Consider the following 12,115-nt stretch of genomic DNA (forward strand, 5'->3'; position numbering starts at 1 on the left):
CGATCCAATCGACCTATTCGGACTCCAATCTCCTATCTTTACAAACTTCGGCAAAAAACGGACTCTTCCTAGGAAAAAACCGCCAGAAATCTATTTTCCGGCGTCTTCTATGACATAGTTGGAAATCCGGATTAACCGGTTCAAGACCGGATGAATCTTGGAATACTCGTCGTAGCACTCTGCAAGCTTTTTGAAAAACGGTTGGATGGCGGAACTTACCTTGGGAGAAAGCATCAGACTGGAAATGTTGTTTTCGGAGAGTAATTCGCTAGAATCCAGGCCGGTAATAAACCGGTTCAATTCTTTTAACAATGATTCATCCATCAGATCGTTTTTCTCGAATACGGACTCTACTTTTAAAATATAGTCCGTAAGAGTCTGTTTTAGCTTTGCTTCGTCTTCCGTGGGCTTTCGCTTTGCTGTCATGGAATTGACCGTACTATAACGAGCCATCGCCTCCTCGTAAGCTTGATTCGTCTGTTGCCTATTTTGCTGCACCAATCTCATGAATCCGGCCACCCCTGGAAAACTAGAAGGAGTTTCTTCGTGATTCTTGGCTTGAATCAAACCCTGCACTTCTGCTTCTTCCAGATCCAATTTAGAGAGTGCTTCCAAAACCTGATTTCCACTCCCGCCGGGGGAATAATTTCCAAGTTCCCGAGCAATCTCTAACAAAGATTTATTCGAAGCAAAAGAGCTCACTGTGTAGCAGTTCTCCGATCTATGATTAATACTTTTCGAATACTAGACTTTACCTTACCCTTGCTCGAAACTTCAGTGGCTACGATTCTGTCTAGCACATCACCGCCTCTGACCAATTGTCCAAAGACTGTATGCAATCCATCCAAGTGCGGAGTATCCACTTGATTGATAAAAAATTGAGATCCGTTCGTATTCGGGCCTGCGTTAGCCATTGCTAGGGCTCCCTTAATCGCTTTATGACTGTTTACTGTCTCGTTGTATCGATAGCCTAGTCGGAACAAAACTTCCATAACGGAAAGACTTTTTGCCTTTTCATAATTGGATTCGAATTCTTCCCGTTTTTCTTCGAACTCTCTCATCGACTTAAGATTCATTTCCTTAGCTACGACTCTCTGCAGATAACTAGCGTAATATGGCACTTGCCCTACCCTCATCTGATCCAGTCCCAAAGACTTAGCGTTAATCTCGTCTTCGAATCTGTATCCGGGGCCTCCTGTTCCGTCGCCGTTAGGACAACCACCTTGGATCATGAAATTTTCAATAACCCTGTGAAAAGTCAACCCATCATAAAATGGTTTTTTCTGCTTTTGGCCGTTCCTGCCCACGAATTCCTTTTCCCCTTGAGCCAAATCTATGAAATTCTGCACCGTAATCGGTGCATCTTTATCATATAATTCTAATATCATATCTCCTTGATTCGTTTGAAGAATCGCATAGATCGCGGGTTTTTCGGGTAAAGAAAGCCCGGCTCCATCCTTTCTTTTAACAACTACCGATATCGGAGAATAAGGCTCGGGCCTGTATTCCTGTTTTGCATAAGGGGATTGTTTACAACCAAAGCCTAAATAAGTTATTACTATGGCAAAGACTGCCAATATTCTAAAGCGATTCATTCTATTTCCTTTTTTTACTATCAATGGATTCAGATGCCAATTTCATTTGTTCCAGTTGTCGATCTCTTGCTGTCCCGCCGTAGCTTCTCTTTTTGTCGGCGGACAATTCCAGAGAAATAGCTCGAGAGTATTCTTCCCCGGTAAAATGAGGGGAAATGGAGGCTCGAACAGATTCAGAAATCGTAAACAAGTTTTCATTCGTCTTGACGCATTCAGATACTAATTTTCCCACGAGTTCGTGAGCCGTGCGAAAAGGGACTTGCTTTTGACCCACAAGAAAATCCGCTAAATCCGTGGCGGTGGAAAATCCGTCCTTTAAAGATCTTTCCGCTTTTTCAGGACGAAAACTCATTTGCTTCACCATGGCGGCCAAACCTTCCAGACTAATCAAAACCGTATCTGAAGCTTCGAAAAGAGAAATCTTGTCCTCCTGCAAATCCCGATTGTATGTCAGGGGTAAACCTTTTAGAAGGACTGCGAGGTGATTCAAGTTCCCGATCGTTTTTGCCGCCTTTCCACGGATTAATTCCGCGATATCCGGATTCTTTTTCTGTGGCATGATACTGGATCCCGTAGTGAGCGAATCCGGCAGACGAACCAATCCGAATTCCTGAGAAGTATACAGAATCAGATCTTCGCAAAATCTAGAAGCGTGTAACATCGTCTGAGTGCAGGCAAACAAAAACTGCAACATATGATCTCTTCCTGAGACCGCATCCATAGAGTTCGGAGATATTTTAGGGATTCCTAATTCTTTTGCCAGAAAATCCCGATCATTCTCGTAATTTACCCCCGCCATCGCTCCGGAACCTAACACTAGTTCGTCGTTCGTAGAATCTGCAAATTCGAAAAGATTTCTATCTCTTGTGAACATCCAGAAATACGCCAAGAGAAAATGAGAAGCCCGAATTGGTTGTGCAACTTGCAAGTGAGTATATCCAGGGATGATCGTATCCAGATTTACTTTCGCTTGTTCTAATAATGCTTCGCGTAAAATCTCGATGATCGCCAGGATTTCGCGAATTCGATTTCGAATATAAAGTCGGACGTCTTGTGCTACCTGATCGTTTCTAGAACGAGCAGTGTGTAATTTTTTTCCGACGTCTCCTTTTAGTTCTGTGAGCCTGTGTTCCACGTGCATGTGGATGTCTTCGAGTTCACTTGTATAAGTAAATTTTCCGGATTCGATTTCGGATTCTATCGTTTTCAATCCGTCCAAAATTTGATCCAATTCTTGCGAATCTAGAATCCCGATGCTCTTTAGCATTTTTGCATGGACTCGGCTTCCTTCTAGATCTTCTTTGTACAATTTTCTATCGAAGGAAATGGATTCTCCAATCCTTTCCATAATAGGAGAAGCTTTCTCTTCGAATCTTCCCCCCCAAAGTTTTTCGGAAGGGATCTGATTGCTTTTGGATTCCTTCATTCGCTTTCGGTTCCTTGGTAATTCTTCAGCCAATTTTTCAAATGTACTACTTCCTCCTCAGTCAATTTGGAATCCGGATGAAGTAGTCGATAATCCCAAGGAGGCATTTTACCTTCTTCTACTTCTTCTACGATGTCCTCCGCTTTGTCTAGACGTTTATCCTGAGACAAATCTTCCCAAGAAGAGAAATTCAGCTCCTCTTTTCCGTCCCTTACGTGCTGTGCTAAATACACCGAAATCGGATAAATTTTTGAATACCAGGGCCAACGGACCAAATCCGAATGACAATCATAGCAAGACTTCCGAAAAATCTTTTTGACGGTTTCTTCCGTAATGATTTCCTTAGCATTCTCCCCAGACGGGAATTCTACTGGAACAAACTGGAGTACTCCGATCAAAACAATCGTGCAGACTCCAAGGATGGCAACTTTTCTTTTCATCTTTCTTCCGCAAAGGTAGTGAAGTGAATAGAATTTGGAAGTAGAATTTTGCGATCTAAAGAGAGCGGTAAATGGACTTTCTAAGCAGCGGAAATGCAACTAGCGCTTTATGGATCGGTACTGGAATTTTTCTGATCGTTGCCGAATTTTTTATCCCCGGGACTTTTGTCATGTTCCTAGGAACTGCCGCGGTTCTCGTCGGATCCCTTTCTTATTTTATTGAAATGAGCCTTATGACCCAATTCGGAATCTGGGGACTATTTTCCGTAGTTCTGATATTGGTTGGAGGACAAGCAGTTCGAAAATTTTTTCCTTCCTCCACTGAAAAGGCAAAGTACGACCAAGAGGACGCCCCAGGTAAAATCGTTCCCGTTGTCAGGGACGTCCTGGTAGAGAGAAAAGGCGGAAGAGTTCTATTTCAAGGTACGGAATGGGATGCGATCAGCAAAACCAAGAGAATTCCTTCTGGCAGAAAGGCAAAAATTCTGGAAAGAGAGAATTTGACCTTTATCGTAGAGCCCTTAGATCTATCCAACGGCGAGCACTAATTGTAAGGTTTTTATAGGAGGCCGAAACATCATGTTCTACATTACCCTGGTTTTCATTGCGGTGATCTATGTCATACGCAAAACTTTTATTATCGTGCCCCAAAACTACAGCTATGTTGTAGAAAGACTCGGGGTATTTCGAGGGGCTCTCAATGCAGGATTTCATTTCCTGATTCCACTCATCGATAGAGTTCGGTACAGACAAAATCTGAAAGAAATTGCGATAGATATTCCGCCTCAAACTTGTATTACAAAAGATAACGTTTCCATCCTAGTGGACGGAGTACTTTACCTGAGAGTCGTGGATCCTTACAAGGCGTCTTACGAAATCGAAAACTTTCAAAATGCCACCATTCAGCTGGCTCAAACCACTCTTCGTTCCGAAATCGGTAAACTGGTGTTAGATCATACCTTTTCAGAAAGAGACGATATCAACGCAAACGTGGTCAGAGGTTTGGACGAAGCTACGGATCCTTGGGGAATCAAGGTTACTAGATACGAGATCAAAAACATTTCTCCTCCAAAGGAAATCCTCCACGAGATGGAAGAGCAGGTCAAAGCAGAAAGAGTGAAAAGAGCAGAGATCACTATCTCCGAAGGCGAAAAGCTAGCTCGGATCAACAGATCCATGGGAGAAAGACAAGAAGCGATCAATTTCTCGGAAGGCGAGAAAATGAAAAAGGTAAACGAAGCCGCTGGTAAGGCTCGTGAGATCGAATTGATCGCAGGAGCAAAATCCAAAGGGATTCAAATGATCGCGGATTCTATCCTGCTCGATGGTGGATCCGAAGCGGTAAACTTACAGATCACGGAAGAGTATCTTACAGGACTTGGAGAAATACTAGGGAAGGCAAAAACGACCGTACTTCCGACCGAGATCGCTGGAATCGTAAGTTTCTTTGAAGGATTTTCTAAAGTTACAAACAAACTGCCGGATCTAGGGTCCAGCCAGGAATAAGGAGATCAATATGGATACATTTCAGGCATACTTTCTCGGAATTTTCTGGACACTCTTCTTTTTGTATCTAGCTTACAAAATCTATCGATCGATCCGAATCGTTTCGGCTCAAGAGTGCATTATCGTAGAACGATTGGGAAGATACAGCAGAACTCTTCACGCTGGTTTTCATATTCTGATTCCATTCATCGATGAGGACTCTTATTATCACACGTTAAAAGAACAAGCGATTGATGTTCCTCCCCAGACTTGTATCACAAAGGATAACGTGAAAGTGGACATGGATGGGATTCTGTATCTGAGAGTATTGGATCCGCAGAAAGCAAGTTATGGAATCGACGACTACCGATTTGCGGTCACTCAGCTTGTGCAGACTACGATGAGAGCGATTATCGGAACCATGGACATGGATACAACTTTCGAAACCAGAGAAGCGATCAACAGCAAGATTCTGGAAGTGTTGGACCAAGCAGCAGAACCTTGGGGAGTCAGAGTCAATCGCTACGAAATCGTAAACATCTCTCCTCCCAAATCAGTCATCGAGGCGATGGAAAAGGAGAAGAAAGCCCAAATCACCAAAAAGGCTCAAATCTCCTTGTCCGAAGGAGATCGAGACTCCAGGATCAATCGTTCTCTTGGTGTGAAGGAAGAGGCGATCAACAAATCCGAAGGGGAAAAGCAAAAGCGGATCAACGAGGCGGAAGGTATGGCCACTGAGATCGAATCCATCGCAACCGCGACAGCAAAAGGAATCGAGCTGATCGCTGCTTCTATCAAGACCAAAGGCGGAAAGGACGCGGTAAAACTAAGAATCGCGCAAAGATTTATCAAGGAAGTGGAAAAACTCGGACAGGAAGGAACCGAGTTGGTACTCCCCCTCAATCTCTCCAATTTCAAATCAGTAATGAAGTCAGTTCTTGGTTCGGACGGAAAAGCTTCTTAAGGATTTTCTAATTTTTGCAGAGGCAAAAAACAAATAGTTCGAAGGTGGATCCTAATTTGGATCCACCGGACTTCGCTCGGTTCTTACATCATCATTCTGCGATCCGGATCCAAGATCTCTGTGATCTTGATTCCGTAGTAATCATCTAACAGTACGAGTCTTCCCTTTCCTACGAGCTTTCCATTCGCAAGGATATCTAGTTCCTCTCCGACCGCGTTATCCAGCTCCACCACAGCACCTTCGCTCAATGCCAGTACATCTTTAATAAACATATTGGTGCGACCCAGTTCAACTGTGAGCGCGATATGTACATCTAATAATAAATTTAAGTTCGCTGTATTCGAAGAAACAGAAGCGGATCTCTGTGCTTGCTTCGGCGGAGCAGGTGTACTCGAAGGTCCCAAAGCAGCCGCGATATCCGCAAACGAAGGAGCTCCTCCCCCTCCACCGCCGCCACCGGCAGAGCCACCTCCACCACCGGCGTCTCCCAAAAGAGAGTCCAATTCTCCACTCAGATTAAAATCGGCGCCACCGCCTCCACCGCCGCCACCTCCCGGACTTGGGGGTGCGGAACCTGTGAGTAGCGCGTCTATATCTTCTTGGGAGAGAGATCCTTCACCCATAAGGGTTGCCTCCTTTTAGGCCTTTCTAAATTCTTCGACAGGACCGACAGATATTACAAGAGAAATTCTTTTCGTATGAAACCAGAAGATTGGAACCCACCCTCCAGGCCCTCCCCATCCAGCACCCTAGATTTTAGATCTGCTAAAGAATTGCTAACCTCGGAATTGCTCTCCACAGGAGCTTCTGATTCGGAAATACCTAGCTTTGGCCCGGATAAGAAGGACCTAAAGATAGAATTCCCCTGCCCTGTTCTAGAAAAGTCCCAACTTTTGGACTGCATGCAAATCGTGAAAAATCACGTAGAAAACCTGCGGGTACATACTTTTGAACCCGGCTATTACTGTCTCCAGGCTTTAAACGAAAATCTGTTCGAGACAAAAAACCTTCTAGATAATGCCAAATTCAGATTTTATCAAGGTAGGACCCAAAACCGAGTAGAGATCACGAAAAGAGGAGATTTCACTAGAGAAGAAATCTTTGCCGCAATCGATCTGTTTCGCTTCTTGAGACAATCTAGAAAGGAATCCATCCAGAATCCAAAAGATCTGCTGATCCGACTCGGAATCGAAGTCTATGATCCCGAAGAAGCAAAGCAAAAAGGAGATTGGTTTACCTTCGATGCAATCGCAGGATACGAAGAAGTAAAAAGGCAGATTTTAGAATCCATTATCCTTCCTTTAAAATCTCCAGGAACATTCGAAGAAGTTGCAAAGATGACCCGAAAGTTTCCTGGCAGAACCAAGCCCAGAGCGGTCTTGCTCGAAGGAGAGCCGGGCGTGGGAAAGACTACAATGGCAAAAGTAGTATCCTGTATGACTGGAATCCCCCTCATTTACGTACCAGTGGAATCCATTCTGAGCAAATACTACGGAGAAAGCGCGCAAAACATGGCTTATGTGTTCGATGCAGCATCTCTATTCCCTTCTTGCTTACTTTTTTTGGACGAAATAGATTCCTTAGCAGGCTCTAGAGACGACGGATTGTTCGAAGCAACTAGAAACATACTTTCTGTTTTACTCCGAAAACTGGACGGATTCGAAGGAGGCCAAAAATCAATTACCCTAGGGGCTACCAACAGAAAACAGGATCTGGATAGAGCCTTGGTCTCACGCTTTGATCGATCCGTGTATTTTCCGTTACCGAATTTGGAAGAAAGGGCCGCAATATTAGGAAACTACGCTTTACATTTGTCGCTAAATGAAAGGACTGAAATCGCAAAGAGGTTGGAGGGCAAATCCGGTCGAGATTTGAGAGACTATTGCGATTTTACGGAACGCAGATGGGCCGCCAATTTGATCGAAAAAGGATTGAGTCCGCTTCCCCCACCGTATGAACTGTACTTAGAAACCAGTGGAAAACACGGAAAATAAACCGGAATTTCCTTGGGTTTCAGACTAAAAATCTGAAGCTGACCATTTAATTTTGAAAAGTATTTCACCGATATTTAAGACAGGATTTTTTCGGATAAAACCGAATCTTTCTAATACCGCTTTAAAGACCAAGGAATAGGGGACGATGAAAAGCAAATTCGTGTTTTGCCTAGCCATTTTGGCGATAAGTGGCCTGGTCCATGCACAGGACCAACAAACCAAAGGCCAGAAAAGAGAAGACCTTCAAGCTGGAACAGCGATCCTAGAGACGGAAAAAGGTTTAGATGAAAGAGTATTTGAACTGAATCAAAGACTCACTAGACATACTGTACTCATGAAAATGAAGGTGAGAATCCTTCCTTTCCGCACAGTTCTTTTTAAAGGAAAGGGAACCGCGGACGAATGTGTAGCAGCAGTGAACCAGGAAGATCCTGCAAATAACTGCATCCGCGTTGAAGTTTACGACTTTATCCGAGATGAGGAAAGAGGACAAGGTAGGCTCGTGCAAGGTGGTCTAGCGAAATACATGGAATTGTATTTTGAAGGCGCAAACTCAAACGATCCGGATCCTCGTATGGAGCCTCCTCGTAATATTTCGAAAATCATCAGCAGAGTTTATAAGAATAACTACATGATCGAGGACAAGGCGGTTTCCGATGTCATCGACAGAGGACCAAATTCGCAACCTGCTCACAATGATAAGATAGAGCTGTACTACCAAAGAAACGGTTATCCGGAATTCGGACGTTCTGAAACTCCAGGTGAAAAAGGAGTTGGTAAGTACATTCTGGCGAGCATGGAAAATACTAAGACCCACACCACCAGAAATCAGTTCAAAAAGAATTTCTATATCAAACATCTGGACGCCTTTGATCGCCTTTTCACCAAGATCTTTGATTATAATGATCAGTTGGGGAATGACAACTATAAGGAAAACGTAGAAGTTCTAAAAGAATCTCTGCATTACTAAGTGCGGTATATTCTCCCCTGTTTTTCGTGCCAAACACCTCTCCGACTTCCTCTGGATCTCGGAAAGGTGCAGGTACGATGTCCTCGTTGTAATTACTCCTTTCTTTTCGATCCCTCTGATTTGTCTGCATACCAGGGCGGAGCTTTAGAATCTGAAAATTCAGACCAAGAGCCGGAGCATAACCGATCTCTCAAAGGATTTTCACTTTTTCTACGTAAACATTTTGAAAATCTAAGAGACCGTTTCCGAAAGAAGAATACGGAATCTACTCCAGACCACCAGTTTCAATGGGAAAATCCGTTTCGCACAATTCGAAATGGAGGACACCAAGCCCCGACTTTTAGTTCCAAATATAGAGAGTTCAGTAAAAGGCTCGCTCGTAATATTTTAATAGCCTTCGTACTCATCGGAATTATCCGCACCTGTTTTTTTCCTGCAGGAAAAGAATCTGAAAAAGTCAGAATCGAATGGGAAGAAGCACCTCCTGATCAGCAGCAAGTTCCTCAGGAACCTCCTCCTAATCCACCTTCGGATTCCGAAGAAGAACCTCAGTACCAAATCTAATGAATTTGCTTCTTCTATCAAATGAAGACGCGATCTCGAATACTGCGAACAAGTTCGAACTGAAAAGTCCTAGAGTCGTTCAACATATTCAAAAAATCTTAAAAAAGAATCCGGGGGATAGGTTAAAAACTGCCCTAGCAAACAGATCGATCGGGATTTTTAGAATCGAAAAAATGGACGAAACCTCCATTGTAGGAACTTACAGACCCTTGTTAGTTCCGAGTAGAAGGTCGCCGAAACTGATTCTATGGTCTGCGATCCAGAGACCACCTACTGTAGAGAAATTGTTGCAGCTTTCCGGGACCTGGGGAGTGCACGAACTGGAATTTTTTGCCACGGATCTTTCCAGAAAGGAGTATTTCACCTCCCCGATATGGAAATCCGAAGTAATTCGATCGGAACTTAGAATCGGAATGGAACAAGGCTGGAATGCGTACGACCCAGTAGTGAAATTGAATTTTAGTTCGGCCGGAAATCATCTCAGCCCAAAACTACAAACTAAATCTTTGCTAGATCGAATTCTAGAAAAAAACAAAAACATGTACTACTTGGACAGAAAGGGTTCCGATTTATCTGTCTACTTCAGCTCCAATCCTGGATTTCTTTCTGATTCCGTATTTTTACTCGGACCCGAACCCGGGTGGTCCAAGAGAGAAAAAAAGATATTATCCGAAGCTGGATGCAAACCGGTGAAAGTTTCTAGCAAAGTTCTCAGGACGGAGCAGGCTCTGGCTTTCTTGTTGTCCCGATGGGAAGAAATACTTGCACGAAAATAAATTCCAAGTCCAAAAAGAACCATTCCCGAACAGAACGGTTCTATCGAATTCCTTAAAAGTTTACTGCGCTGGAAAAAAGTACTTTCTGCTCATCGTTTGCGATGAACTGATTTGATGTGGAGTCATAGACCCATCTTCTTACATTCTGAACTTTTAAACTGATAAATCCAAGATTCAAAGCGACTTCGATCGCACCCACAGAGTTATTGTCCAACTTGAAGGCCTCTTTGTTTTCGTTGAAATTCTTCTTCGTATAGTAGCCGGAAATCAAAAGAGTAGTTCCAAACGGAATATATAGACCTACGAAGATACGAGAATTGTCCGGACCGGAATAATTCTCGTAGTTCGCTTCCAAGGACAATCTATAAAAATTGAATATAACGGAAGTGAAATTCCCTTTTAGCTTTGGTCCGTCCGGATCCGCCAGCTTTGCGTGCTCCAATTTAGTTTCTGGAATCTTGGAAGACACGTTCGCCTGGTATCTTTCTATCTCATAAAAGCTGTCGAAATACATCGGGATGTAATTCGAATTCATATTTCGATATTCTGGCTTTATTTTGACGTAGATATCTTTACCACCTAGTCTGAGCATAGCGCCGTAGTGAGTGCCCTTGGTCCCATCCAAAGTTTTGATTTTATTGATATCGTAATAAGGAGTCAGCTCCACGTACTTTGCACTCAATAGTTTGTATTCTGCATCGAATCCTTCGATCTGAAGCTTTTGAGTTTCGTCCACCTGAGGATTATTATTAGAATCTAATCTGAGTCTACCTGTGGTATCGAATTGTAGTTGGGTCGGTGCTTTATTATCAAAGGCGGTCGTATATCCGATTGCAAATCTGTTCGTGAAATTATCCTGATTAAAGAATTCTCTTAGCCTTTTGCTAGTGCTTTCCTTATCCTCTTTCTTTTTATCCGCAGGAATCATTTCCTCTTTTTGCTCTTTCGTTTTTTGGTCTTCGACCAAAGCTCTATATTTCTCTCTGTCCTCCCCCTCTACTCCAGCTTCTTCGTATACTTTTTTTCTACCGGCTTCATCTAGCACGCTTCCCTGTCCCACTGTCAGCATAGTGAAAAACTTGTCGCGGCCAGTAAGTATATCAAAAAGTTTGAATGCGATTGCAAACGGCCGAATATAGACTCTACCTGCAGCGACTTCTCTCGTATAGACCGAATTTGTAAATACTTGCACACCACCAAAGTCAGTGTTGAAGTCCGCCATCAAACCGGCGTTATATATATCGATCCTTTGGTTGTTTACGTATCGGTTCACGATGGTCCCGTGCCCAATATAACCATCGAATATTTTCCCAGCGAAAAAAGAAAAGGTCACTTCTCCGGGTTTGTATAAACCGTAAGTACCGTACCAGATATGATTGATTACCCTCAAGTAATCCGACTTCTGGTCGTAGTCTATTTTACGAAGCGATCCGATTTTTTGCGTAGGATCTTTTGGATCCACATCATAAGCCAAGAAGTTCATTGGAGCGGTGAGAGAAAGACCGAATTCTCCTCCAAAGTCTAAGTTGAGAGTGGGAGCAACGTAGAAGTAATAATCCTTATTAAACTTATTGATACCAGCATCAAAAGTGAACGGATCAGGTGGTTGTTGGAACTGTCTTCCGGGAGGTACCCAAAGTTGGGCGTGCAAATCCGCGGGCACGATCATTGGCAGCAAAAAGCACAAAAATCCGAGCACCCAAGGCACGATGAACGAAATGTTACCAGTATTCTTTTTACAAGATCCCATGAACCTGACCTAATGATGAATTCGAACTAAATCGTATCCTAAAAAAGATCTAGAAATGCGTATCCATAATATCGTAACGAACTGCCAAATTCTGAATATTCTGTCACACATTCCATGACCTAAACCCGTGATTTTACGAAGCCACAACAGT

13 protein-coding genes are annotated in these 12,115 nt (G+C 43.3%); 7 read left to right on the forward strand and 6 right to left on the reverse strand.

The features are described from left to right. Positions 1 to 90 precede the first annotated feature (90 nt). From CH373_RS15945 to CH373_RS15960, 4 genes are read right to left on the reverse strand one after another with little or no spacing between them, the layout of a single operon-like run. Positions 91 to 702, reverse strand: coding sequence for a hypothetical protein (locus tag CH373_RS15945; RefSeq protein ID WP_100715402.1), 612 nt, complete (start codon positions 700 to 702; stop codon positions 91 to 93). After that, positions 699 to 1,577: a peptidylprolyl isomerase gene (locus CH373_RS15950; RefSeq protein ID WP_165778859.1), complete on the reverse strand. Its 879-nt coding sequence runs from the start codon at positions 1,575 to 1,577 to the stop codon at positions 699 to 701. Before CH373_RS15950 ends, CH373_RS15945 begins: the two co-directional genes overlap by 4 nt. 19 nt (positions 1,578 to 1,596) lie before the next feature. Further along, positions 1,597 to 3,021, reverse strand: coding sequence for an argininosuccinate lyase (argH, locus tag CH373_RS15955; RefSeq protein ID WP_100715404.1), 1,425 nt, complete (start codon positions 3,019 to 3,021; stop codon positions 1,597 to 1,599). Continuing rightward, positions 3,018 to 3,461 (reverse strand): heme-binding domain-containing protein, encoded by a 444-nt coding sequence (locus CH373_RS15960; protein WP_100715405.1) that lies wholly within the window; start codon positions 3,459 to 3,461, stop codon positions 3,018 to 3,020. The genes argH and CH373_RS15960 overlap by 4 nt, the downstream gene beginning before the upstream one ends. A gap of 71 nt (positions 3,462 to 3,532) precedes the next feature. On the opposite strand from CH373_RS15960, the gene CH373_RS15965 reads away from it, so the two are divergent. Genes CH373_RS15965 through CH373_RS15975 form a run of 3 tightly spaced genes read left to right on the forward strand, consistent with a single transcriptional unit; the run spans position 3,533 to position 5,910 of the window. Further along, the gene (locus tag CH373_RS15965) at positions 3,533 to 4,009 is read left to right on the forward strand and encodes an NfeD family protein (RefSeq protein ID WP_100715406.1); all 477 of its coding nucleotides are present in this window, start codon (positions 3,533 to 3,535) and stop codon (positions 4,007 to 4,009) included. A 31-nt stretch (positions 4,010 to 4,040) separates the two neighbouring features. Continuing rightward, positions 4,041 to 4,967, forward strand: coding sequence for an SPFH domain-containing protein (locus tag CH373_RS15970; protein ID WP_100715407.1), 927 nt, complete (start codon positions 4,041 to 4,043; stop codon positions 4,965 to 4,967). Between the two features lie 10 nt (positions 4,968 to 4,977). Continuing rightward, positions 4,978 to 5,910 carry an SPFH domain-containing protein gene (locus CH373_RS15975; RefSeq protein ID WP_100715408.1) on the forward strand — a complete coding sequence of 311 codons (933 nt, stop codon included), beginning with the start codon at positions 4,978 to 4,980 and terminating at the stop codon, positions 5,908 to 5,910. 83 nt (positions 5,911 to 5,993) lie between these two features. Here the strand turns inward: CH373_RS15975 and fliN are convergent, their stop codons facing one another. Further along, positions 5,994 to 6,533 (reverse strand): flagellar motor switch protein FliN, encoded by a 540-nt coding sequence (gene fliN, locus CH373_RS15980; RefSeq protein ID WP_100734106.1) that lies wholly within the window; start codon positions 6,531 to 6,533, stop codon positions 5,994 to 5,996. A gap of 75 nt (positions 6,534 to 6,608) precedes the next feature. Here fliN and CH373_RS15985 point away from each other — a divergent pair, with 75 nt between their 5' ends. The 4 genes from CH373_RS15985 (at position 6,609) to CH373_RS16000 (ending at position 10,214) form a co-directional block, all read left to right on the forward strand. Beyond that, positions 6,609 to 7,904, forward strand: a complete 1,296-nt coding sequence (locus CH373_RS15985) for an AAA family ATPase (protein WP_100715151.1) — start codon at positions 6,609 to 6,611, stop codon at positions 7,902 to 7,904. Positions 7,905 to 8,049: 145 nt separating this feature from the next. Next, positions 8,050 to 8,874, forward strand: coding sequence for a flagellar-coiling protein FcpB (gene fcpB / locus CH373_RS15990; protein ID WP_100715106.1), 825 nt, complete (start codon positions 8,050 to 8,052; stop codon positions 8,872 to 8,874). Positions 8,875 to 8,994: 120 nt separating this feature from the next. Beyond that, entirely contained in the window at positions 8,995 to 9,438 is a 444-nt protein-coding gene (locus CH373_RS15995; protein WP_125170045.1) for a hypothetical protein, read from the forward strand. After that, a complete protein-coding gene (locus tag CH373_RS16000; protein ID WP_100715108.1) occupies positions 9,438 to 10,214 on the forward strand; it encodes an RsmE family RNA methyltransferase in 777 nt (258 codons plus the stop codon). The genes CH373_RS15995 and CH373_RS16000 overlap by 1 nt, the downstream gene beginning before the upstream one ends. A gap of 52 nt (positions 10,215 to 10,266) precedes the next feature. Here CH373_RS16000 and impL63 read toward each other — a convergent pair whose 3' ends face one another. Next, positions 10,267 to 11,883, reverse strand: coding sequence for a cytoplasmic membrane protein ImpL63 (impL63, locus tag CH373_RS16005; protein WP_243393446.1), 1,617 nt, complete (start codon positions 11,881 to 11,883; stop codon positions 10,267 to 10,269). Positions 11,884 to 12,115: the final 232 nt, after the last annotated feature.

The organism is Leptospira perolatii (assembly GCF_002811875.1).
In the GTDB taxonomy this organism is placed as follows: Bacteria; Spirochaetota; Leptospiria; order Leptospirales; family Leptospiraceae; genus Leptospira_B; species Leptospira_B perolatii.